Source organism: Eubacterium coprostanoligenes (assembly GCF_900167205.1).
GTDB lineage: Bacteria > Bacillota > Clostridia > Oscillospirales > Acutalibacteraceae > Eubacterium_R > Eubacterium_R coprostanoligenes.
This window is the reverse complement of sequence record NZ_FUWW01000001.1, coordinates 83,220-108,517: the sequence shown is the minus strand read 5'-3', so window position 1 is coordinate 108,517 and position 25,298 is coordinate 83,220. Positions and strand designations below refer to the sequence as shown.

At 35.6% G+C, this 25,298-nt stretch carries 17 protein-coding genes; 6 read left to right on the top strand and 11 right to left on the bottom strand.

What is annotated here, in order from left to right; genetic code table 11:
- Positions 1-41: 41 nt before the first annotated feature.
- From B5D29_RS00405 to B5D29_RS08535, 10 genes are all read right to left on the bottom strand, one after another.
- A complete protein-coding gene (locus B5D29_RS00405) occupies positions 42-731 on the bottom strand; it encodes a hypothetical protein (protein WP_143406697.1) in 690 nt (229 codons plus the stop codon).
- Positions 732-1,354: 623 nt separating this feature from the next.
- A complete protein-coding gene (locus B5D29_RS00400; RefSeq protein ID WP_078767599.1) occupies positions 1,355-2,341 on the bottom strand; it encodes a Shedu immune nuclease family protein in 987 nt (328 codons plus the stop codon).
- 60 nt (positions 2,342-2,401) lie between these two features.
- Complete coding sequence (locus B5D29_RS08640) at positions 2,402-3,457, bottom strand: restriction endonuclease subunit S (protein WP_159443361.1); 1,056 nt, start codon at positions 3,455-3,457, stop codon at positions 2,402-2,404.
- Positions 3,444-5,315 (bottom strand): HsdM family class I SAM-dependent methyltransferase, encoded by a 1,872-nt coding sequence (locus tag B5D29_RS00390; protein ID WP_078767598.1) that lies wholly within the window; start codon positions 5,313-5,315, stop codon positions 3,444-3,446. Before B5D29_RS00390 ends, B5D29_RS08640 begins: the two co-directional genes overlap by 14 nt.
- A gap of 15 nt (positions 5,316-5,330) precedes the next feature.
- Positions 5,331-5,486, bottom strand: a complete 156-nt coding sequence (locus B5D29_RS08540) for a hypothetical protein (RefSeq protein ID WP_242941705.1) — start codon at positions 5,484-5,486, stop codon at positions 5,331-5,333.
- Positions 5,479-6,084, bottom strand: coding sequence for a type IV toxin-antitoxin system AbiEi family antitoxin domain-containing protein (locus tag B5D29_RS00385; RefSeq protein WP_242941704.1), 606 nt, complete (start codon positions 6,082-6,084; stop codon positions 5,479-5,481). The genes B5D29_RS08540 and B5D29_RS00385 overlap by 8 nt, the downstream gene beginning before the upstream one ends.
- Positions 6,085-7,752: 1,668 nt before the next feature.
- A complete protein-coding gene (locus B5D29_RS00380) occupies positions 7,753-8,682 on the bottom strand; it encodes a DNA cytosine methyltransferase (RefSeq protein WP_078767596.1) in 930 nt (309 codons plus the stop codon).
- 1 nt (position 8,683) lies between these two features.
- Positions 8,684-9,835 (bottom strand): HpaII family restriction endonuclease, encoded by a 1,152-nt coding sequence (locus B5D29_RS00375; protein ID WP_078767595.1) that lies wholly within the window; start codon positions 9,833-9,835, stop codon positions 8,684-8,686.
- Positions 9,819-10,829, bottom strand: coding sequence for a DNA cytosine methyltransferase (locus B5D29_RS00370; RefSeq protein WP_143406696.1), 1,011 nt, complete (start codon positions 10,827-10,829; stop codon positions 9,819-9,821). Before B5D29_RS00370 ends, B5D29_RS00375 begins: the two co-directional genes overlap by 17 nt.
- Positions 10,822-11,202 carry a very short patch repair endonuclease gene (locus B5D29_RS08535; protein WP_242941703.1) on the bottom strand — a complete coding sequence of 127 codons (381 nt, stop codon included), beginning with the start codon at positions 11,200-11,202 and terminating at the stop codon, positions 10,822-10,824. Before B5D29_RS08535 ends, B5D29_RS00370 begins: the two co-directional genes overlap by 8 nt.
- 240 nt (positions 11,203-11,442) lie before the next feature.
- On the opposite strand from B5D29_RS08535, the gene B5D29_RS00365 reads away from it, so the two are divergent.
- The 6 genes from B5D29_RS00365 to B5D29_RS00340 are packed head-to-tail and all read left to right on the top strand — an operon-like array spanning position 11,443 to position 23,510.
- The gene (locus B5D29_RS00365; protein ID WP_078767594.1) at positions 11,443-12,801 is read left to right on the top strand and encodes a coiled-coil domain-containing protein; all 1,359 of its coding nucleotides are present in this window, start codon (positions 11,443-11,445) and stop codon (positions 12,799-12,801) included.
- Positions 12,801-14,249, top strand: coding sequence for an Hsp70 family protein (locus tag B5D29_RS00360; protein ID WP_078767593.1), 1,449 nt, complete (start codon positions 12,801-12,803; stop codon positions 14,247-14,249). Before B5D29_RS00365 ends, B5D29_RS00360 begins: the two co-directional genes overlap by 1 nt.
- Positions 14,246-16,771, top strand: a complete 2,526-nt coding sequence (locus B5D29_RS00355) for a UvrD-helicase domain-containing protein (RefSeq protein ID WP_078767592.1) — start codon at positions 14,246-14,248, stop codon at positions 16,769-16,771. Before B5D29_RS00360 ends, B5D29_RS00355 begins: the two co-directional genes overlap by 4 nt.
- A 21-nt stretch (positions 16,772-16,792) precedes the next feature.
- Positions 16,793-19,951: a helicase-related protein gene (locus tag B5D29_RS00350; protein WP_078767591.1), complete on the top strand. Its 3,159-nt coding sequence runs from the start codon at positions 16,793-16,795 to the stop codon at positions 19,949-19,951.
- A 3-nt stretch (positions 19,952-19,954) separates the two neighbouring features.
- A complete protein-coding gene (gene drmB / locus B5D29_RS00345) occupies positions 19,955-21,790 on the top strand; it encodes a DUF1998 domain-containing protein (RefSeq protein ID WP_078767590.1) in 1,836 nt (611 codons plus the stop codon).
- A 10-nt stretch (positions 21,791-21,800) separates the two neighbouring features.
- On the top strand, positions 21,801-23,510 hold the full coding sequence (locus B5D29_RS00340; protein ID WP_159443360.1) for an NERD domain-containing protein: 1,710 nt from the start codon (positions 21,801-21,803) through the stop codon (positions 23,508-23,510).
- Between the two features lie 45 nt (positions 23,511-23,555).
- On the opposite strand, the gene B5D29_RS00335 is transcribed toward B5D29_RS00340, so the two are convergent.
- Entirely contained in the window at positions 23,556-25,112 is a 1,557-nt protein-coding gene (locus B5D29_RS00335; protein WP_078767588.1) for a hypothetical protein, read from the bottom strand.
- Positions 25,113-25,298: the final 186 nt, after the last annotated feature.

Below are 25,298 nucleotides of genomic sequence, written 5' to 3'. Positions count from 1 at the left end.
ATATCATAGTTTCTTTTCTTTTACAATATTAATTACATCTCTTACAGCAGGCTACTATCAAAACTTTTCTTTTCGCAGTTGTTTGAAAGAATGTTAAGCAAATATATTTTGTTGCTTTTCCAATAATTTGCTTTAAGCTGAAATTCAACCCTTGTGCAAAAGCATTTGTAACTATACGGATTTTCAAAATTTCGATATTTCTTTTTTAGCTGCTCATCTTTCGAGTAACAAGTTAAGTTGGTCGATTTTGTTCCGTTTTTCTTGCCGGAATTATAAACAACGCCTTTTCCGTATGGCATATTGAACTTGCTAATCCATTCCCTGAATTTTTCTTCATTGCTCTTTGACGAAAAATAATAATCCTGATTCAAATCTAATCGAACAATTCTTGCATAATCCCAAACATCGGGTTTGAATTCATCAAGACCCGTTACACCGTTGAGCAAATCGGAAAGTATTTTTTTGAAATGAGGATAATCACTGTATTTGTATAGTTCTTGCGACGAACCGTACAAAAGCCCCGGCAACGAATCTATATAAATAGAAAGACATTTATAAAAATGATAATATCTGATACTGACTCTGCTTCCGTTTACAAATCTGATTGTTTGATAAAATTTATATTTATTTTCCCAATCGGAATAGCAACTCTCGTTTAATTCCGCATTGATTTTGAAACAAATTGTATCTATGTTTATTGGATAATCGGATAATTTTATTTTATTAATCATATTTACCTTTCTAAAAAAATTAAAAAGACCGCTCATCGGAGCAGTCCCTCATATGGATATATTCAGTTTATCTCCGACATTCATAGTAATTGTAACAAATTTTTTAAAAAAACAAAAACCGCCACAATTACTATTTTGAATGAAAGACCACAAGTTTTGAGTTTTCTCTCTGTCAGAATGTCGTGAATCAAATAACTTATGTTTATAGTCCGGTGGACTGTTGCGAGATGATTACACCTGTGGTCTTCAATATAATTATAACATAAAAAAATAAAAAACAAAAAAATCCAGAAACGCCCTGTTTTTGACAATTTTTGATTGAACTTTTTAGTCAAAAACAAAACGCCTTTTTAATTTGTCGGTTTTTGACAATATCAAAACCCTCTCAAACCCACATAAAATAAGGCTTTCCGCACTTTTAGGCAGAACCTATTTTGAGCCCTAAAGAAACACACCGTCTTTGAACCCAATAATATCTATAGCTAAAATAATTGTATGTTATGAGTGCAGAAGATGAATAATATCCGTAATAGAGCAACGGAGATTGTAAATTTTGATTTAATCTTTACCTAAAATTATGCCGAGTATAACTTATTTCAAAAGTTATACTCGGCACTCTTTTGCTAAAATGGTAACTCATCGTCATCTGTAGTATCAACATCTTCGGTTATTCCCAATACATTTTTAGCACGAAATAAAAGATGATCATATGTAAGAATTGATAGTTGATTATATGCAGCATTGAGTATTCTGTAAGCTTCTCGCTGTTCATCGTTCCAATCATTAGAACGCCCAAAAATCAAAATACATCGTGGTTTTATTACTTTACTTTTGGTCTTTTCAATAAATTTAGCACTATTTGCTTCACGCTCAATAGCATAAATATAGTTGAGGCATTGAGTAATAGCTTTAACTAAATCAGTAGAAGGAACATAATTATTATGATCTTTTGTTGCAGACCAAAACTGCAAACCGTTTGGTTTTTTTATTTCTACTAAATCCACGAATCCATCAAAAGCACGCATTATATAGTCTGCAATATTCTCAGTATCTATATTTCGCTCATCGATAATTTGTGCAAAATCCGAACCAAGAACCCATTTGTTTTCAGTAAACCAATTTTGCCAAAAAGATTCAGGCAATGCTTCTCCAAGATTTCTTTCAAAATCAATAAGGGCATCCTTCTTTTTTATGGATATTGCAGCAACAAATACATTGTCAGACAGAATTCCTTTTTCAATCAGAAATTCGGCAGTATCGCTATTCTTTTCAACTAACTCTTTAAATTTATTTATAAGCTCTTCATCATCATCAGATACATTTATATATTTTCCGGAGCCAAGATTTACAGGAACATAATATTCAGAAATATAACTGATAAGAGCATTTAATTCTTCATTATCTAATGTAAGTTCACTTTTTGGCTTTTCATTTTGAACTTTACCAAAAGGAAATAGATATCTTCCTATTTTTAATGATATATCTGGTTCATTGTGATGCTCATGAGGAATTTTCATTAGCATTGCTTGAGAGTACACACTTTTTTTCGTTTTAAGAGTGTGCGGAGGAGCATAATCTATACCTTTTGAAGATGTTTTAATTTCGCTCATATAAACCTCCTTTGGTGTTTCTTGTTTTTTGTTATGATATCAATTTTATTTACTGCTCAGTTATATGGCTTGCAATGCTTCAAGAGTATGTGAACTTTGCTTTTTTATTTTGCTAATATACGCTGTCATATAATCATAGTCGGGATCTCCATCGGTATTTACAGGCAATTTTATTACAAAATTCCTCTTGATATGAGCATTTAATTCTTTAATAAATGCTCGATAATTATTTTGACTCTCTTTAAATATTGCAGAGGCAATAAATTGCTTTGCTTCAAAGGTGATATTTTCTTTTGGAATTAAAACTGCAACATTCTGACTCGTATAAAAAGGTTCTTCCTGAATAAAACATGAGCCCAAATATGCACCGCCTAACGCTAAAGTTAAACAACCTGAATCATAAGGAGTTAACCCCTTTATTTCGTTAACTTTTTGGGTTATACCATTATTAAAATTTGAGCGACCTACAAAGCTTATTTTAGGTATGGTTGTATCCATTTTTGCTTTATCTAATTTAGTACCAGAATCGATCTCAAATATATCATATAAATGAAAGTTTCGCCACTCTTTTACATCGATTTTTCGAAAAACAGCAGATTGCTTCGCTGAATGCAATTTAGTCAGCGAAGCGCTGACTGCAATTTCTCGATTTTTCATATATTCTTCCATATATGAAAAATCAGGTTGATGATTCTCATCAACAGGGAGCATAATTGTCTCTTCTGCAATAACGTCTTTATTTGCCATATCGCTGTAATAATACTTTTTACAAACCGTGCTTATAATAGTTGCTATAAAGCACCCACTGTACTCATTGATACTATCATTATATAGCATTATTATGGAAGATCCAGCGCCACCTCGACCTAGGAAATCATTCTTTTGATAAAAAGCGCTGCCATCTATTGGACTTACAGTAATGCAGTTTCCCTTATCAAGTATTTCCCCAGTTTTAGGACATAAGTATTTCAAAACGCCGTTATTGTGGTTTCCTGACGCAACAAAGGGCACATCACCATCGTCATATTTTGACTGACTTCTCGCCGCTGGGCGCTTTACAGTAAAAAGCGAACGGATTTTAAAAGGCTCCCACTTCGACGTATCAATTTTGCCCACTGCAATCACCTCCGTTTTTCAGCATAATTGAAACATAATCATCTTTCGACTCCACAGAACTGCTATACAGTACCTTGGTCAGCAGTTTTTCGCCAAATTCCTTAACATCAATGCCTTGTTTGAACATTAAATAATCCATCATTGTTTTGGTGAAATCCTCTTCGCTAATTTCAAATTCTTTTTCTGGAACCTGATAGCTTAAATGTTCAGAAGGCTTTATCCACTTTATTGTGTTATCACCCGATTGTTTTCGAATTATCTCAACCCATTTATCCTCAATGCTCTGCCATCTATCCTTAATATCCTGTCTGCCTTGATTTTTGACCGTTTCCAAACCATCATCCTCTATATAGCAGGTAAAAATCTCTTTATTGTTTTGTGGAGTACCTGACTCAAAAATAAAGATGGAAGTTGTTACACCCTCAGAAAATATCTTTTCTGGCAATTTAATTATTTTCTCTAAGGTGCTATGCTTGAGTAGTTTAGCTCCGTTATCCTTTTCTAGTTTTTTATCAGGGAGAATAAAAGCACATTTTGTATGCGGCGGTACATTTAAAAGAACATTGTTTACGATTGTTAAACAACCGTATTTGCGCTCAAAGGGTGGATTCATCAAAACTTTTGTTATGTAGTTATTTGTAAGTATGAGGTTGCCGTTCTTGTCCTTCTGAAATTCTCCTTTTTTGTTAGTTTTATAGCTTTTTGACTTTATCCAGTCGCAAGCCTCTTGTGTACGTGTGTCCAACTGTTCCAAATTAGTTTTTCCATCTTTATGGATAAGCATATTTGCACAGGCAAGAGCAAATATTTCCCTGTCAAACTCAATGCCAAACAACTGTGTTTCTTTGATTTCCGGTGCTTTCTTGGCGTTTATGCCACCCGCTTCTTTAATCATGTTGCACATGGACTTTACAAGAAACGCACCGGAGCCGCAAGCGGCATCCAATATTCTGTCATTTTGATCTATATCAATGAGGCGATACATAAATGAGGTAATGTGGTCAGGGGTGAACACTTGCCCGCTTTCGGATTTCTTTTTATAACGGTTAAATTCATTGAAAAATATACCCATTACATCTTCGCCATTCCAATAATCCGAATTAACGCAATCGGAAATTTCAGAAACCCATTTAATGAAGTTATCAATTGCTTCTTGATTAGAAGCATTATTCATTTTGATTTCGGAATAAACTTCAATCAATAAATCTAGTTTTAAGTTTTGTTTTTTATTTTCTTCTAATGATTTTGATAAGGTGCTTAAAATTGAATTTTTCATAAGTGAAAAATCCATACCTTTGATTAATATTGCATCATATCTTTTGGCAACCAAGGCACAAGCGGTAAAAATCATTCTGTGATACAAATTTTTAATACCAAACTCTGTATGCAAGCAATCGTTGATTTTCTTTGTAAGATTATAAATGCGTTGTTTATCTATGGCGTTCTTGGTGAAAAGGGCAATATAGTATGTCTTATTTTGAAGAGTTATTGAAGCCTCGGTATCTTCAATATTGTTTTTAAAAACACGAACATCTATGCCATTATATAGAATACCGACTACTTGCTTATATTTTGTCGCAACAATGTTGCAGTTTTTTATAAGTTCATCAATCCACTTTTGATTAGATATATCTTCTGCTTCTGACTTAGTTTCAAGTATTATGGCTGGCATATTATGATCATCAGGCAAATACCATCCGTCAGGTTTGTCGTTTATGCCAGTAAATCCTAATTGATTAAAGGTTGTAATTTGTCCAGTACCTTGTTGCACTTTTGCTTCTGCGGCATCAAAGCCCAATATGATTTTAGCACTATCTCTAACTTGATCTTCCGTGCGATAAGTAGCTTTCTTTATCATTTGTTTTTCCTCCTCTTATTTCCACTTGCTCTCCAAAGTAGTCCATTTTTCTTCAAATTCTTTATTTTCAACCATTGCTATAAACGGCTCAAATTGTTCCATCGTAAAGGCGTGTTCACGATTTTCAAAATTCTTTTTAAGTGCTTTTGTCAGCGTTGCAATATCAGCCATTCAGCAACACCTCCATAACATCCATCATTTTTACATAAACACGCATTTCCTTGGCATATTTAGAAAGATTTGTAAGGTTCTTTTTTTCATCTTTTACATAGGCGTTAAGTGCCTTATTAAACATTTCGTTATCTATTTTTGAACGATATTTGAAGCAATCACAGATTGTTCGTTCTCGGTCATAGACAGGGAGTGTTACACCGTTAAAATCACCTGTTGTTTTTCCGAGTTCAATTATATTTTTTTGAATATAATATGCTTTGATAGGTATTTCTTGCATATTTGAAATTTGGTTTCTATAAGTTCGAGGAACTGCAATCGACCATTCTCTCGGAGCAAAATCGCTGTATCCGTAATAAAACAAAGCCGATTCAACACAAACCGTTCCGTAAGGCAACAAAGTGGCAAGCAGTTGTTCTTCGCTTATATTGTAATTATCAGGGAGTTGGTAAAAACCGTTTCGTATTCTTTCGATTATTCCGTCTTTGCACAGCTTTGCTACATCATAATTTGTAAGACCGGCATTTTTGAAATCAGAAGTCTTTGCAATTTCGCCAACGTTTTCAAAAACGTTTTTTGCAATTTTTTCTTTAGGCAACGATTCACCAACTTTCTGCGTACAGTTAACTGAATTTGTACGCATATTTATTATATCAAAAAATCAAGTAAATTACAATATGATTTTAAAGCTGAGATAAAAAACAACTATATTTTAAGATGTTGATTTTGCTATATGCTTATGATGGGTTTTTAACATAGTGTTTAACAGTTATCATCATACCTTTTTTAATTTGGTGAGTTTAAAATTGAGAACATCAATTTCATAATCGCCTTTTATTTTTTAGGTATAACTACTTTTTCTCTGACTAAGTCATAGTATTGCATCTGCATAAAGTAATAATGTTTTATTGTGTTTTGAATTGAAATATGATATAATAATACATGAAATTTAGTTCATGAGCATAGTAGCAATAATTCTATCAAGTATATCATTTACCATTTCCAAGGAATTCAGAGACAATACTAAGATTGAATTTGAGTTTAATTTTAAAGGAGATGATTTCATGAAATTAATTTCATTGGCTTTTACTGGGGATTATACAGGTGTATGTGGGGTGGTATCAGTAAACCTTTGATAGAGCTATTATGATTTATGAGATATACACCGAGGGTTCAACTCCCTCCGCCCTACCACAAAACCGAAGGTTTACCTTTGGTTTTTTCTTTGTTGAACATCAATCGAAATTTTAAACTAGTAGAATTCGACCAGTTTAAATCATAAAATGATTTAAATTATTTCGCTTTGATACCTCAGTGTAAGGTTCGCAACTCCTCATACGAATTTGCTGTGTTAAGCGAAAACAAAATTCCGAGAGATTTTTGAGAGATAAAAAGTCTGAAAAAATGGTTTAAATAGGCGGTTTTGAAAAAAGATTGCGAGGCTCTGACTCCGTCATTTAAGGTTCGAATCCTTATACCTCTGCCAAAGAAACGGACGACTCACAAGAGTCGTCCATTTTTGTTGTAAATCGATGTATTTGGCGGTCAAAAAGTCCCGAAATCAAGTTGTATCAACAGCTTTCAACCGATACAGAAAACTGAAAAAGACACTGACAGAGACAATTCTGAGACACAAAATCCGCAAAATTTGCCAAAATACTTTGAGACATTTGAGAGATAAAATCGCACTTCTCCTGCTCCGTTATCGTAGGTTCAAAGCTCAAATTGATAAAATGACTCGCATTCCGCCCTCTAAGGTTGACGGGCTTTTGTAACAGTTTTTACGCTTATTAATTCTACCATTCAAAAAGTAAAAGAATAATAAAGAATAATTTGTGACACTCGTGAGATACAAAATCATAAAACCCATTTTTACGACCGATTATTTTCGCCGCAATTATGTCAAAAATATTTTTTAACCCCTTTTAAGTTGTTCGTGATCACCTCGTGACATTATAGCACCGCTTATAAGTGCTTGTTAATTAAGCAAGAGTAGAGTCTCTCCTCCAGCTTTCAATATTGTTATCATGCAAAATACTGTGTTTACCATCACCATGTTCACTTTGTGAACATAATTCTGCTAACGGACTGTTATAATCTTGCGAGTTTTTACAGGGATCAAAGCAATAATAAAGGCGGATAATTCTCATCACCCGTCTTGTTTTTATATTTCTTTTATTCCAGTGCTTTTTAAATAATTATGATTACTCATCCGTATCTCAACTTATTTTTTGTAATCCTTTAAATCAGGTTTCATAAAAGAAGTTCACAACGAATTGTTTAATTTTTCTGCCATTCTTTTAATTACGGGCACACAAACAGTATTTCCTGTTTGTTTGTATGCTTTATCCATCGGTACATCTTCAAACAAAAAACTTTCAGGAAAGCCTTGAAAATCCAAGCATTCTCTTAATGTAAGTTTTCTTATTCCAAAATCATCTCTGACAATAGGCACACGGTCGGGATAGGTGCCCATATTCGCTTTTAACGTCGGACAAATTTCCCATTTACGAGTGGCAATACCATTGTCATCAATTCTATAAATACCGTTACTTGTAACTTTACGATTCAACTCGTCATAATGCCTGTTATCTTCCTTATAATAGTATATTTCTTCTTGTTTCACGGAACGGTCTATGATATCATCAACCGTTTTTTCAAGCGCAACAGCTTCCGGAAATTCAAAATTCAGGCAATCTGCATAATCTCTGAATGCAACAATAAAGATTCTCGCTCTATTTTGGGGTATATTAACATCTTTTGCGTCAATAACTTTGTACTTTACGAAGTATCCGAATTGAACAAGAGAATTATAAATAACGAGAAAGGTTTTTCCGTTATCATGATACATCAGATTTTTAACATTTTCTAAAAAGACATAACGAGGTCTTATGATATCAATGGCTCTTGTAATTTCAAAAAACAAATTGCCTCTGGAATCATGAAATCCTCGTTGGTATCCCATTATTGAAAATGATTGACAGGGAAAACCCGCCGCAATCAAATCGACGCTATTAAGTTTATCAAACTTTATGTTTCTTACATCGTCATGAATAATTTCCGTTTCGGGAAAATTATTTTTATATGTTTTTACTGCAGCGTCATCAATTTCATTTGCCCAAGCAATTTCGTGACCTGCCTGAATAAATCCCAAATCAATTCCGCCGATTCCTGAGAATAAGCTACCTACTTTCATATTATCTGATATGTGTGTTAAACCTAACGGATACATTCAGCGGCAAATAATAATCATTATCAATCTTTATTATTCTGCTCCAAACATACTTATCGGCGCTGACATATTCAAAATGTGTGTTGCGATACAAATAATCTCTGAACGCTTCTCTGTCGTTTGAATGATAACAAAGCACATCGCCGTCGTCCATAACGGAAATATAACCGCCGTTAACCTGCTCTTTTCCATCCCATGGCTTTCCTGCTGTCATGCCTGTAAAACCCGCCATAAGAAAGTCCTTAATAGCTTTTTCATAATATATTTGCGGATTCGGAACATTTAACGGATTTGCGTCGGTCATTCGTTCAACGGTTTCCATAACCTCATAGTTTCCGGGCGAATCTATAAGCCTATCCTTAACGCACCAAGCCATTATCTTACTCATAGGCTCTCTTATCAAAAATAAGTTATCGTTGTAAACAGGATTCTGTGTTGATGTAAACTGTAATGAAATGTTATTATCGGTCAAGTATTCTTTGCACTTTGACCATCCTCTGCCACCGTTAACGGTTATTGCATTAAACTCATCCATTATTTCATCGTTACAGTTTGAAAGTTTATACAAAAACTGTGACGATGAACCTGCGTTAAAAAGAGTAGGGTTGTGTCCGAACTTGGATTTTATTGAGAAACCCATTACTGATACTATAGAGGTTTGGCCGTCTCTTACTTCGATAAAAATATCATTCTTGCCACCGAACTCTTTCTTCAATGCCTTAACAGCCGGAGCCTTCGGTTTGCTTACATAAATGATTTTGGCAAATTCGCAAACGCTGTCGGGAGCAGGAACGGAATTGCCTTTTAAGTCTTTAATTCCATCAAACAAATTCTTAGCATTTTCGCTGAATTCATCAGTGGATATAGTTGCCCAAATCTCTTCCTTTTCCTGCGGCTTGATAATTACAGCGCTTTTATCTTCATCAATTATGTATTCAAGAACATGAGAAGTCATTTCCTGTCTTATTACTTTTAAGACGTCCAAATAGCTCTTATAATTCTTTTGAAGCAGCTTATCGGCAGTATATAATCTTCCTTCGCCGAGGAGTTTAAGCATTACATAAAACTCTGCCCATTCACCTTTGTTCAGCTTTTTGCCTTTAATTGATTCTACCATCTAAAACCATCCTTATGTTCTTGGCTATTGCTTCTATAACATTAACCGTAACACTGTTGCCAAGTTGCTTGTATAAATGAGTATCTGCAAGAGGAAGTATGAAACTATCCGGATACCCTTGAAGACGAGCCCATTCGCGGGGAGTCATTTTCCTGATACCAAACGGATTAATTTCCCCCTTGATATTAGTTGTGGGAACAAGATTTTTTTGTCTGTTATCGATCACAAGGTTCCTTTCTCTTCCCATTCCGCCGCAAACAATTGCACCTGCGGTTTCGCTCCAGTCTCTTATTTCAAATCCGAAACCGTTTCCTTTTGCTGCATGGCGTTTCTTGTGTGCAACAAGCGTGTCCATATATGTATTGCTCAAATAATACTTCGCAGGGACAGGTTCTTCTTCTCTGATATCCCAAAGTTGTTTGGTACTGTCCGTAGGTTCGGGAAAATCAAATTTTACCGGAGCGATATCATTTCTGAATGCTACAATATATACTCGCTCTCTGTTTTGAGGAACGCCGAAATCTTTACTGTTGAGTATTTTATGAAACACCTTATATCCCAAGTCTTCAAAGGTTTTACAAATAATCTTAAATGTTCTTTTTCTGTCATGTATGTAAAGTCCTTTAACATTCTCACAGAAAATAACTTTCGGTTTGTGATAGTCACATATTCTTGCAACATCCAAAAAGAGAGTGCCCCTACAGGTGCCTTTATAATCATCATCAAAACCTTGTTTTTTGCCGGCAATACTGAAAGCCTGACATGGAAAGCCGGCAAGACAAATGTCAAATTTGGGTATAAGTTTTTCATCAAAGACAGTAATATCTCCGGCAATTTCAAAATCATCTTTAAAATTCGCTTTGTAAGTTTCCTGACATTTTTCGTCCCATTCACTTACAAAAACGGTTTCAATGTTCTTGCCGAAAGCTCTGTCAAATCCCAACCGAATTCCACCGATTCCCGCAAATAAATCTATTGATTTGTATTTAGGCATTGTTTCTTACCACTCTTTCAATTATATCTGCACAATTTGTCAAATCGTTTTTTATATCATTTCCCCAAAATCGAAGCACTGTCCATCCCTCGGTTTGAAGTTTTTCATTAACTTCAGAATCGCGCTGCATATTTCTTTCGATTTTCGGAATCCAAAAATCTCTGTTTGATTTGATTTCGTTTTGTTTGTTTTCCCAGTCGTAACCGTGAAAGAACTCGCTATCACAAAAAACCGCAACTTTTTTACCAATAAAAACTATATCCGGCGTACCGTAAACCTGCTTTGCGTTTTTTCTGTAACGGAGGCCTCTGCGCCATAGTTCCTTTTGCAGCATAGTCTCAATTTTTGAACCTTTATTTTTTACAGCTTTCATATTTTTTCGCCGCTGCTCGGGTGTGTGGTTATCCATATTATCACCTACAAATATGTTATGACAATAATATCATATTTTTTGCCAATAATCAATTGGTTTTTGTGCTGTAAATGTGTTATAAAATCTTAATTACACAGAATATACAATACGTTAATAAAAACCTTGTATGTTATTATTATTTTTGATATAATAAATAAACGGAAACAATGAAAAACACATTTTTGCGATTGGAGAAAAGAAATGGATTTAAGTGTTTTAGATGAATTAATAGCTATCAATAAAAAGTCCGACGCGTCAAAGCAAAAAAAAGAGTTGTATTACCATGAAATAACGGCAATGCTTTCGGATTGCGGTTTAACAAAACAAACTCAAAAATACCTGATTGAAGGATTTCCATTTTGCGGTGCCGCACCGTTAGCTGAATATTTATTTAAAGGCAGCGCCGAAGAGCAGAACAACAAAATCAAGTCATTCTACAACAGTGATATGATGAAAAATAACGAACGCAACATCGCTTTTAAGTTTGATGTGGCTTTGTTGCTTGACGCCGTTAAAAAGTATAACGAAAACCCGTTACTGCTTACCGAAATCATAAAAGATACTCCCGTAAAGGCCAAAAACAAGAAGGGACAGACTTTCGGCGATGCAAAAAAGGTGTTGTCTAAATACTTATTGTCCGATGTTAAAAGCGATTCATTCTTGCTTAATATTAATACTGTTGAAATCAAAAAGACGTTATTGAATGCTTTTATAAAAGTTATGAGCAATGTACTCGCAGAAATTAAGCCGTCTTCGTCCGTTTCTCCCGAATCCATCCTTACACTGAAATGCTGGCTTGACGGTGGAAAAGATATGGGCGTAATTGTTAAAAAGGCATCAAAGAAAGAAAAGAAAGACACCGCTCCCGTTATAAGAGAAATTACATCATGCGATGTTTCCTTTGTACCGGAAGATGTTGAGGAAATATTTGAAGACTTTTCGTCAATAATTAAACTTTTAACAAAACTGTCAAAAAAGGGCAAAAGCACGAAATCAGATTCAAAAACAAAAAAGTCAAACGGTTTGAAACCTTCTGATATAACGGCAATCGAAAACTTTTTTTCTGCAATTGTAAAAAAGATATCCGTAACCGTGGATAAGGTCAACGTACTTAATGAAAAGAACGAGGCTAAAAAAAGAATAATTGAAGAAAAAACAACAGAACTTATTGAAGCAATAAAGAACGCTGATAACTTAAACCGTCAATTAAAAGCCGAAAAAAGTACTGTTAGCAATTTGAACTCCAGACTTGAAGCGTGTAGGTTAGAAGTTCAAGAATTAAAGCAGACTGTTTCGAAAGACGAAGAATTAATCGAAAAGCTGCAAAACGAAATAAAAAAAATGAATTCTGTCGTTTCCGTTTATTCAAGCGATAAGCAATCATCTCAAGAAGAACAACTAAATGCAATTGCTTCTAAACTTAAATCCGAATACACGGATTTTCTGGATGCCGAAGAAATGGAAATGACTATTGATTTGGGCGAAAATCTGCGATATCAGATTCGTTCCATCTTTAAAATTTTAGCGAAATCGGGAATTGATGTAGAGGGCAGAAAATAATGAACGATAGATATAATTGGTTTGGAATAGATTTCGGCACAACAAACAGTGCGGCGGTATCTTTAACTGGAATAAATGAGTCAAACCTTGAAACTCTGTATTACGGAGATGATGAAGGAAGACCGTTTCCGTCTGTAGTTGCAATTGATAAAGAAACCGGTGCGGTAATTACAGGCAGAGAGGCTAAAGATAGAAGAAATAGTTTACTTGAGACACACGAATATATATCATCAATAAAAACATATTTGGGAACAGATAAAACCTGGACGATTGCCGGAAAAATCTGGACTCCCGAAGACATTGCGGCAGAAATACTAAAAGCGTTAAAAGCCAAAGCACTTTCAAGAAACAATTCTCTTGATGAAGCTGTGGTCGCAGTTCCGATTGGTTATACTGCAAGCAAAAAATCTGCGCTCAGAAAAGCTGCGTCAAAAGCAGGAATTGATATAAAAATGTTTATCAGCGAGCCGACAGCTGCGTTTTGCAGTAATTATAATGAGCTTCGCAGTTGTAAAAACATAGTTGTATTTGATTGGGGCGGAGGAACGCTCGATGTTGTTGCTCTGAGAGTAGATAACGGAAACGTATCCGAATTATCCGCAGATGGAATTAACGAAGCCGGAAACAGTATAGATATTACCCTTGCCGAAAGAATGCATGCTATTTTTATGCGTAAAAAGGAAATATCGGTACCGTTCGAACAATTAGACGCTGTAACGAAGGACCAATTGATTTCAAAATGCGAAAAAGCGAAATGCGATTTTGAAGATGAAGATGTTGTCGTTATCACAATAAACAAATACGACCGCTATGGTTCGGTCCGCGAAGCAATCGAATACGACTATTTTTCATTATTAATAGAACCTTTTATAAATAAAGCTATGTCTTGTTTGGAAAATGTTATTAAAAAGTCCGGACTTAACAAGGAGAATATAGATAAGATTCTGTGTGTTGGCGGTTCAAGCAAACTTCGATTATTACAGGAGCGATTAGAACAGGAATATGGAGAAGACACAGTATACTATCCTAACAGAGTAATGTGGAACATTGCAGAGGGAGCTTCCATTACATCCACAAGAAACGGCGGATATACTCTCAGCAAGTCTGTCGGATTACAATTAAGCGATGGCACATACTTCCCGTTGATAAAAAAAGGACAAAGGATTCCTTGCGAAGAATTAAAGATTAATTTCGGCACGATTGACAACAGCGATGCATGTTTTGTGTTCACGGATTCCGAGGAACCCGAGTCACGGGAATTATACGAAAATGTATTTGTACCGATATATAATATGGCCGACGAATATCTCACACTGCAATGTTATGTTGATAACAACAATGTGTTTAAGACAAAAATAGGAAGCAATCGTATTTCCGAAACAAGAGCAGTTAATTGGAAATATGAAAATTTAAAAGTAGCATTTCAAGTTGAGGATACCGAAGAATGAGTTCAAACATAGTTTTCAGAAGTAATGTTTTCCCTTTTGAAGGGGATTTAACTTCAGACAAAAGGTTTTTCAATCAAATAGTTGATTTCTATAAATTGCATTCTCTGTACAATAAGCACCATACAGACAACTATTTTAATGAATATCAAAAAAAGATTAATTCGGAAACACCTTTTTGTGCGCTTAATAAATTCGAGCCGTGTTGGGGTATTAAAAGAAAAGCTGACGCTTATGAATGGGTGTGTCGTTGCACAAAAACCGAATGCTCAAATTTTACAAAATGCAGAGCTTCAAATCCGTTAACGGAGGGTGAAATAGAAAGATTTGCTCCGATAACAAGCTATGTTGATGATTACGGATACTCAGCCTGCAAAGCAGAGTATACACTTTTTCCTTTGGCGACGGGAGAATCCTTTAAATATGAGGACACATATGAAAACGAAAAAGAGTTATCGTTAACAGAAAAAAAGGAGTTACCGTTAACGGAAGCAAAAGATTTGCCTTTAACGGAAGAAAAAGAGATATCTGCAGCCAACAAAGACAGGTTTGATGTTTTAAAGATTCTCAGAAGAATTTCGAAAAGAAATGTTAAAGACGATACAATCGAAACTTTGGCAGATGAATTTCATGACAATGTCATCACCGATAATCCTCCCAAAGACCTGACCTATCAGGTAAATGATAATATTTTTGAACTCTTTGCTTGCGGTACACAGGACGAAGTAATTACAGGCGGTAAGAAAGAGTACACATTTGTTGATGCAGGTCCGGGAACTGGAAAAACATACACATTAATCCATAAGATAAATTACATGGTTAATGAACTTGAGGTCGATCCCGAGGGAATAATGGTATTATGTTTTACAAACGCTGCTGTTGATGTAATAAAGAAACGGCTTTATCAGTTTGTCAAAGACGGTGCTGATAGGGGTTTAATGAATGTTGATGTAAGAACATTTCATTCTTTTGCTTGGTGGTTAATAAACCAAGCTAATGAAATGGGATGGGCAAATATTCCGTTGTCATCACTGAACAATTATGACGAATCATTAAACAAAGCTTCTCATATCATTTCCACACATTCAAAAGATGTTTTTAATTGGTGGGAACATTTTATTGTTGATGAGGTACAGGACTTAACCAATACATTGGCAAGATTTGTGTTAAAGATTATTCATGCATGCTTGAATAACAATTGCGGCGTTACTGTTTTCGGTGACGCATGCCAGGCTATATATGACTATCAATGCGATAACGAGTCTTCTATGCGTTCAATCGAGTTTTACAAAGCAGTATGTAACCAGTTCGGCAACAATGCCAGATACATATTCTTTACCGAGAACCACAGGCAGACAAACGACCTTATTTCAAAAACCGTTGTTTTGAGAAACGCCATTCTAAAAGACAATATTGCAGATATGAAAAACGCCGTTCTTTCAATTATGGATAGTATTGAAGAGGTCAGCGAAAAGTCTTTGTATAATCGTTTTGAAAACGAGGGTGCAATTCTTTTAAGAAACAACGGACAAACCTTGCTTTTATCATCTGATTTTCGAAAAAGAGGAGTTGAGCATACTCTTAACTTGAGTAAAAAATTTGATAAAAACTATGCACCCTGGATTGCCGATGTTTTTGCAGATTATTCAAATTCGCTTATCGATTATAACAGATTTGAAAATCTACTTATTAACAGCAACGCTGATTATTCGGCACCAATTATTTGGAAAAGAATTCAATATTATTATAAAACCGAAAGCAACTCGTTTGACGTTCGGGATTTACTTGGTCGTATTGCAACGTCAAAATTTGATGATGTAATATTCCGTTCAATTTCAAAAGAATCTAAAATCGTTTCAAATATTCACAGGGCAAAAGGTCGAGAATACGATACAGTTATTATTGATAAATCATTCGCTGATGAGCTATATAAAAATGATGTCAATAAAGATGAATACAAAGTATTTTATGTTGCCGTTACGCGTGCAAAGAGATTGTTAAAGTCCGTAAAAACAATGAGACATATCAAAATCAACAAAATCAAAAAAGAATGGTATGGACTCAATAATGAACGTTGGGGATTTATTAAGAATTTTGAATTAAAATACCTTGAGTTTTTAGGAAAAGAAGATGTAAATATTGACCAATTTGCCTTTTTTAACAATCAAGAAATGGCAAACATTAAAGCTGGTGACGCAATCAGACTTGAACGAAAAATCGGTCAAAATACATTTTATTATAATGTTGTTGCGGAAAAAACCGAAAGCATTATCGGAAAAATCGGTTCGGATTCTATGTTCGTAAAGGACATTATCAGAATTATGAAGTTAAACCCAATGACGTTATCAAAAGCAGTGGAGTTACCTGTATCCGTGAACAATCTGTACGTTTCGGGAGTATATTCTCAAATTGTTGATTCAAAATACCTTGAAACTCATCCGGATATAACATCAGTTGCGCCGAACGGGGTATGGAAGTGGATTGATATTATCGGACTGGGTCACATGGAATATGATGTTTATTAATAGAATTAATTGGTGAAAAACATGGGATTTGAAAAGTATTACGAAGCAAGAGAAATACTTGCAAGAATAATGCAAGAGGACTTACTTGGTCCGGTTAAAAAAGATGAAATAATCTGCGATGAGAGACCGTTGGATTACTATATTTTGGGTAAACTGTATCCTCAGGACAGTTCTGCTAACGATGTGTCTGTTTCATCATCGGAAGATTGCGGTGAATTGGATGAAGAAGCGGGTATTTCATTAAGCAATAGTAAAAACCCTTCCTCGTTTGGGATATCTTTTTCTTTAAACGCCGGAATCAATAGATTCATTGTACATATAAATGCAGCTAAATATAGTATTATTTCCCGTGAAGATGCTCAAAAAGCACTGGGATTTGAAGACGGTAAGTATCGTAAAAAAGCTGTTTTTTGGAGAAGAAACGAATTAAATCCCGACGATTTTCTCATTGATGTTTCAACTTATAAACAAGGACATATTGAACAAAAAACAGTATGCGAAAATTTATCTTTAAGAATAGTAGTTCATAAAACCTACAGGGACGGAACAAAAACAATCAGCGTAACTCTTGTTAACGAAAATACTTCCCCGAAGGAGAGGGACTTGGCGCTTGAATGCGTAGATTCTTTCTTCCAACCAAGCATTAAAGTGTTGGCTGTTGAACCGAATACATTTTCGGATGTTCGGCGCAATAAACATATTGCTGTCAATAACGAAGTAAAAGAACTGGAAATGCTGTACAGCAGGATTGGTGATTATGCTTCGGGACATGGATGCGCAGTTAATTGGTATGAAGAAGACGGAGAAATAAAAAGCATCTATACAGAGTTTATGCCTGATTACGAAGTGCTTCAAATGATGCCTTCCACAAGATTTAGAAGCGATTATTTGCAAATGAAAAAACTGGGAGAATCAAGCAAAAACGAAGTAATTAATGAGTTAAAAAAGCTAACCGAAAAATACGGTGAGTGGATTGATTCCATTGAAAACAACGCAAAAGAGTTGGAGGATATGCATAAAGATCCTGCTGCAATCAATATAAGGAAGTGCAGAGAAACATGTGCGGTTTTAAATAAATCCATTAATTGCTTAAATGATGACTTGATTTTTAAGGCGTTTGCATTGGCAAACAAAGCAATGTTTTTGCAGAGAGAGCAAATGCTGTTAAACACAAATAAATATAAATCAGATGACAGCATTAAATGGTATCCGTTTCAGTTAGCGTTTTTCTTACAGGAAATCGTATCCTTTGCCGACCCGAACGGTGAAGAAAGAAAAAAAGTAGATTTGTTGTGGTTTTCTACAGGTGGCGGAAAAACCGAAGCGTACCTTGGAATTGCAGCATTTGTTATCTTTTTAAGAAGACTTAAATACGGTGATAACGGTGACGGTGTTACCATTCTCATGAGATACACTTTGAGGCTGCTTTCTTTTCAACAGTTTGAAAGGGCGTCTGCTTTAATTTGTGCATGTGAAGTTATAAGAAAAAAAGAAAAAATCAAAGGCGGTGAAATAGGCATCGGCCTTTGGGCAGGTATGGCATTAACACCGAACAACATCACGGACGCACGAAAAATACTAAACGGAGAAAAAATCGAAAAAGCAGAAAGCAGCAATCCCGTTCAGATTAAAAAATGTCCCTGGTGCGGAAAACCGATTAGCGAACACAACTATCATTGTAATACCGAAAAGAAACGTATGACAATTTGTTGCAATAATCCCAGCTGCGATTTTCATACCGGGTTACCTATTTATCTTATTGATGAAGAAATATATGAGTACACTCCGACTTTTATTGTTGCAACAATAGATAAGTTCGCACAAGTAGCATTAAATGAAAACACATCATCTCTTTTCGGAAAAAGCAAAAATAAGAGGCCACCTGAATTAATAATACAAGATGAATTACATCTTATATCTGGGCCGTTGGGTACAATTACGGGTTTATATGAAGCAGCAATCAGAAAGCTTTGTGAACACAATAATATTGTGCCGAAAATAATTGCATCAACTGCTACCATAAAGAACGCAAAAGAACAAATAAGTTCATTGTATGCATCTGATTACACGCAGTTTCCTCCGCAAGGTATTGATATAAACGATTCATTCTTTGCGGAAATATCAAAAAGAGAAGACAGACCGGCCAGAATGTACCTTGGCTGTATGGGTATCGGCACAAGTCCGACAACCATGATGATTAGGGTTTTAACGTCTTTATTATTTGCATCGCGATATTTGGCAGAGCTGGATTATGATGAAAGAATCATAGATTCATTTTGGACAATAACAGGTTATTTCAATACTTTAAGAGAGCTCGGCGGTGCCATAATAAGGGTAGTAGACGATATTCAAGACAGGTTTAACTATCTCAGAAAATCAAAATTTGTCGAAAAATATCCTATAAAGAAAGATATATCGAGATATGATTATTATAAAGAGTTAACCAGTCGTGAAAAGAGCGAAAACATAGGAACCGTAATTCAAAAAGAATTAACAGTTGAGTATAAAGCTGATAATTCTACACATCCCTACGACTTTTTACTTTCATCAAATATGATTTCAGTCGGTGTTGATGTAGGTCGATTGGGAACCATGGTTGTTGTCGGACAACCTAAGACAACGTCTGAATACATTCAGGCAACCAGCCGTGTCGGTCGTGAAACGCCCGGATTGGTTATTACAACCTATAATCAATCAAAATCTCGAGACAGATCACATTATGAAGACTTCACTCAATATCACGGTACTTTTTACAGATATGTTGAAGCTACAAGTGTTACCCCATTTTCAGACAGAGCTAGAGACAGAGCTTTGCAGGCTCTGTATGTAATACTGTGCAGAAATCTCATAGATGAGTTGGCTGCTAATACAGATGCTGTTAATTTCAGGCGTACCATTCCGGAATTAAGCGATATCAAAAAATATATTTTTGATTATGTTGAAAGAGTTGATCCCTCGGAACTTGAACATGTAAAACAAGACATTGAAGAAATAGAATTGGAATGGGAAGAACGTTGCATAAGAAGAGAGAAATTTAAATATAAAAAAGGCGAATATGAAAGCCAAGATAATGCACTGTTCCAACCCGATTATTGTGAAAACGGTCGTTTTAGAATACTTAATACTATGAGAAGTGTTGAGACATCTGTTAAGGTTTCAACAAACGAACGAAAGGATTAATATATGCCCCCACGTATTAGAAATATTAAATTTGAAAAAAAATATGTTGGCGATTTAAGACGTTCACAGACTATAACTACATTCGGAAGCGGTTCATTAGCTGACTTTCCGAGAATGTCGGCTATAGTATCCGGCATAGATTCTTGGACAAATCTATACTCTGCAAACAAGATTTATGAAAGAAACCTGCAACTGTTATTAGGAAAAGATTTCTTTTACCAGGTTTCATCGGATAATAAAAGCATTAATGACACCTTTTCTATTCCGGTATACAGATTTCCGCTTTGGTATTATTGCCCAAAGTGTCACCGTTTGGACATATACAGTAAAATTGCCAAGTCTTCATCTTGGAACAACTCCGAGTATAACACAGCGTTAAAATGTAATATTTGTGACGAAAAGCTGGTCCCTTCGAGATTTGTTGCTGCTTGTATTAACGGGCACATTGAAGACTTTCCTTATGTTTGGTGGTGTCACAGAAACAGCAAAAATGGCACTTGTAAAAATCCCAGGATGTTATTGGAATACAAAGGCACTACAGGCGGCTTAGATGCTATACATATTAAGTGCGAAAACTGCGGAGCTGAAACAACGATGGCGGGTTGTATGAACAAAGATGCTTTAAGAGGTCTTAGCTGCTCCGGCAATATGCCTTGGCTGAAAACCGAAGATGGTACATACCACGATCTCGACAAATGCTTTGCAACCTTGAGAGGTATGCAAAGAAGCGCCAACAATATTTATTATTCCGTTAATGAAAGCGCTCTGACAATACCTCCCTGGAGCGAAAAAATTCAAAAGAAATTGGCAGAAAAGAATTCATTATTTGAAGATATTTTTGATGACAATGAAGAAGAAACGGAAAGACGATTAAAAAAAGAGTATTCGAAACATCCGGAGTTTTATGGTTCTAATTACGAAGCATATAGAAAAGCTGCATATGCAAGGTACGGAAATGTTGAAGAGGATTTGACCGAAAACGACTTAAGAAAAGAAGAATACCTTGCATTTTGCAGCGAGGATGTTGACCACGAATTCCTACGCACAGAATCTATTGAAATACCCGATGTCATTTCTAAGTATTTTTCAAAAATAAAACTTGTAAAAAAGCTTAGAGAAGTTATGGTTCTTCAGGGCTTCAGAAGAATACTTCCTACTAAACCGGAAAGCGAAGAAGAACGGAAAAACCTCGGCATGTCAAACAGGGAGTTTTCACCATTGTCAAAAGAACCACTGCCATGGCTTCCGGCAATAGAATTATTCGGAGAGGGTATTTTCTTTGAATTAAATGAAAATCTTGTTTCTGAATGGGAGAGAAATAACAAAAACAGATATGTAAACATGACCAAAAAGCATATTGATAAATGGATTGGTAAAGGCATGTATGACGGCAACTCTCCGAGATATGTACTGTTACACACATTGTCACATTTGATTATCAGACAATTGACAGCGCAATGCGGTTATGCAACCGCTTCAATTAAAGAAAGAATATACTCAACATACGAAGATGATAACGACAAAATGTGTGGTATTCTTATATACACATCTGCAACTGATACAGACGGAAGCTTAGGCGGACTGGTAAGAGAAGGACAGGCTGACCGAATTGCAGATACGATTTTAAATATGCTTCAGGAAAGCTCTTGGTGTTCCAATGATCCGTTATGTATAGACTCCAAAAGTCAAGGTTTTAAGGGCTTAAACTATGCTGCATGTCATGCTTGTACACTTTTACCCGAAACCAGTTGTGAATCATTAAACTGCTTATTAGATCGAGCCTCGGTTGTCGGAACACCCGATAATGCCGATTTATCATTTTTCAAGGAACTATTATGAGGTAAATAATATGGCAGAATTGTTCCCTAATAGTATTGACAGAGACGATCCTCGAAGAAACGGCGAGCGTCTGGTTTTTGATTGGTTTTCAAAAGACGAAATAAAAGGAACGGTATACTATTCTTTACGTCAAAAAAACCATCGCTATAAACTAAGTTCGGAAATTGACTTTTTATACATATGCGAAAGAGGCATACTCTGTATTGAGGTGAAAGGCGGACAAAACATTTACAGACAGGATCGAACTTGGTATTCGGAAAACAGAAACGGAGAAACTTTTCAAATACACAATCCGTTCGAACAGGCACTCGGTTGCCAATATGCATTAAAAAAATACCTGTCAGATATTTACGGAAAGCATTCAAAACAAGCGAATTATTTGATAGGTTATGCTGTTATATTCCCGGAATGTATTTTTACGGGAGAAGGAAATGATTTAGTTACGGAAGTTGTTTTTGATGGAAAAAACAATATTTATGAATTTGGAAAATATTTGGATAGCGTCTTCGATTACTGGACTGAACAGGAAAAAACAAAACATCATTTTTCTCCTGAAAAACTAAATATTCAACAATTAAAACAGTTAAATGATTTGTTAAGAGGTGACTTTCGAGTAGTTCCGTCGATGCATCTGGAATTGCAAAGCATTGAGGAAAGAATGCTTCAACTTACCGATGAACAATATGATGTTATTGAAACCGTTCAGGAAAATGAACGCGCACTAATACAAGGCACGGCAGGAACAGGAAAATCTTTGCTGGCTTTAGAACTTGTAAGAAAGAGTGCTGCAAAAGAAAAAAATGTTTTATATTTATGCTTTAACAGGAACATGGCGAGATACGCATCTGCTTCATTAGAAAAATCGGAATATATAAATGTTTCAACTTTTCATACATTAATGAAAAAGTATTTTGAAGATGAAGAAGTTTATAATTACTCAGTAAAAGAATTATGTAATAAATCATCATTACAGTGTTTTGATGAAACGGAAAAATATGATGTAGTAGTCGTTGATGAGGGACAGGATTTATTCTGTGTTGAAGTGTTTGACGTACTTGAATATATAGTAAAGAACGGACTGTCTACCGGTAGTTGGTATATGTTTTTTGACCCCAATCAAAATATTTTCGGCAAAATCGATGATTTTGAAACCACATTTGAATTACTGAAAGAATCATACAAACCCGCTATACTGAACTTAAGGATTAATTGCAGAAATACCGAACAAATAGCAAGAAGAACGTCCTTGCTTACAAATACTCCGCCTGCGAAATATCTTAAAGTTAACGGACTAAAAGTTGAAAACAAAAAATATGAAACCAAGCAGGAGTTTATAAAAGAACTTAGGAAAACAATAATGTCACTGATATCATCAGGTGTAGAAAGTAAAGACATTGTTATTATTTCCACTTTGAAGAAATCAAACTCTTTGCTGGCAAACATTGACGAAATATGCAATTACAAAATCATTGAAAACAGTAATATAAATAAATTCGACAAAAAGTGCATTAATTATTATACCGTTCAGTCTTTTAAAGGTTTGGAATCAAAAATCGTTCTTTTCATTGATTTACATGGATTTACGGGTTTATCAGACAGAATGCTTAATTATGTTGCTATGTCCAGAGCGATGCTTAAGTTGTATGTTTTCTTCAATAAGACATTATCGGATGAATACTATCAAGCTCTTGAAAACGGAGAAGAAATGCTTCTGAAATAATAACAGAATGATATAAAAAGCAAGTCTTTTTGAGACTCGCTTTTTTTATTTCTTTCTGATAATCATTTTTGTTTTTTCAACGGGATAGGGAGCGGATATTCCAAGGTATTGCCCTACGGAAACGACCGTGCCCTCTGCTTCTCTGTCATCTCTGCCGTAAGGGACGATAACCGTATCTCCGATGCTGATTGTTTCATCGTCTGTACGGTAGGAAAGCGGTCTCGGAGATTTCGGTACTGATACTCCGCAGTATGTATATATTTTCTTATCCTTTGCCGCTTCAATCAGTTCCTTTTCAAAGCGTTCCTGCTCACGCTTTTCCTCTTCTTCCTCAACGGCAGCCCAATACTCCTCTTCCGTTTCAAAATCATTTACGTCTATTCCGAAATCATTAGGCTCCTGCCATTCGCGCCATCCGTACTTTTCTTCATTAAGCGCTTCCATATATTCCTCTTCGCTGTCGTATTCAAGAGGACTTATGCCGTACTCTTTTCCGTCGGGAACAGTTGTGCGCCAAGAGTTTCTACGGGTATATGCGTACTTCTCATTGTCCTTTTCAATATCATAAATAAAATCAGACATAGTCTTTTCGTATCCCGGTATTTCATCCTGAACCATTCCGTCGGGGATTGCTTTTATAAGCGGAAACAAATTATCACGGAACCACTCCATAGCAACGAGGTCGATATCGTCCGTTAAATAATCTATTGCGGTATAGGTAAGAGAGCAAATACACTGCCAATCGCCGTTTGCAAGTTCAATGCCTTTTTTAAATATCGCCTCGGCAATATCGTAGTGCTCCTCCTTTATAGCCGTTGCGGACAAATCGGGAGTATCATAAATGTATTCGGGTGCAAGCGAATAAACCTTTTCAAAGAAATCGCGGTGAGCATCCATATAACGGACAAGCGCAGGTTGGAAGTTTTCAACGTCCATAAAAAGGAACAGCTTGCCGAGAACATCTGAAGACATTTCCTCAGCTGCATATTCACAATATTCAATGTACGGCGCAAACTGCTCAAGGCACCATTCCCAAACCTTAAAAGCAAGCGGAATATCCCTTTTTGCAATTTTGGCTATAATATCGCAGAAATCCATTTCACGCTCTTCGTCCTCATCGGGAAGGGCACAGGGCAAATCAAAATTGTCCTTTATTGCTTGAGCGTAAATAAATCCGCGGTTGTATGTGCAGTAATTTGCCGCAAGAATTTTATCTGCTTTCTCTCCTATGAATATACATCTTTTTTTGAAATCTTCAAAACACCACGTACCCTTTGCAAGAGTCAGCGCAGCTTCATAGCGGCGCTTGTTTGGAAAGTCCTCAGGCTTAATGTGCTCCCACTGTTCGCGAGGATTGCCGAAACTTATTTCAAGTACGGTGTTAACCGTTTTGGCTCCCCTTGCTTCTGCAACAGCTTCTTCATATTCCTCGTCATTTTCAAAGTCTTCGCGGAATAAGCCTAATTCATCACCGTCGCTGAAATCGTCAAAATCGGAATCATCGTATTCATCCTCATCTGCTCCGGTGATTGCTTCAAACATTTCAAAATCACACGCTGCGTCAAAAGCTCCGTAATTTCCGTCTCCGTCCCAGTCAAACATAATAACACCTCAATTAAGATTATATACTTTTTAAAATATTATATCAAGATTAACGCCAACGCAAACGTAACACCAAAACTTCTTAAAGTAAATAGAACGGGCGTTCTGTGTACCATAATTTGGACTTTGCTCTGATTTTTGTTGCAAAATGCACGCGTTTTATATATATTTAAGGTGAAAACAGCA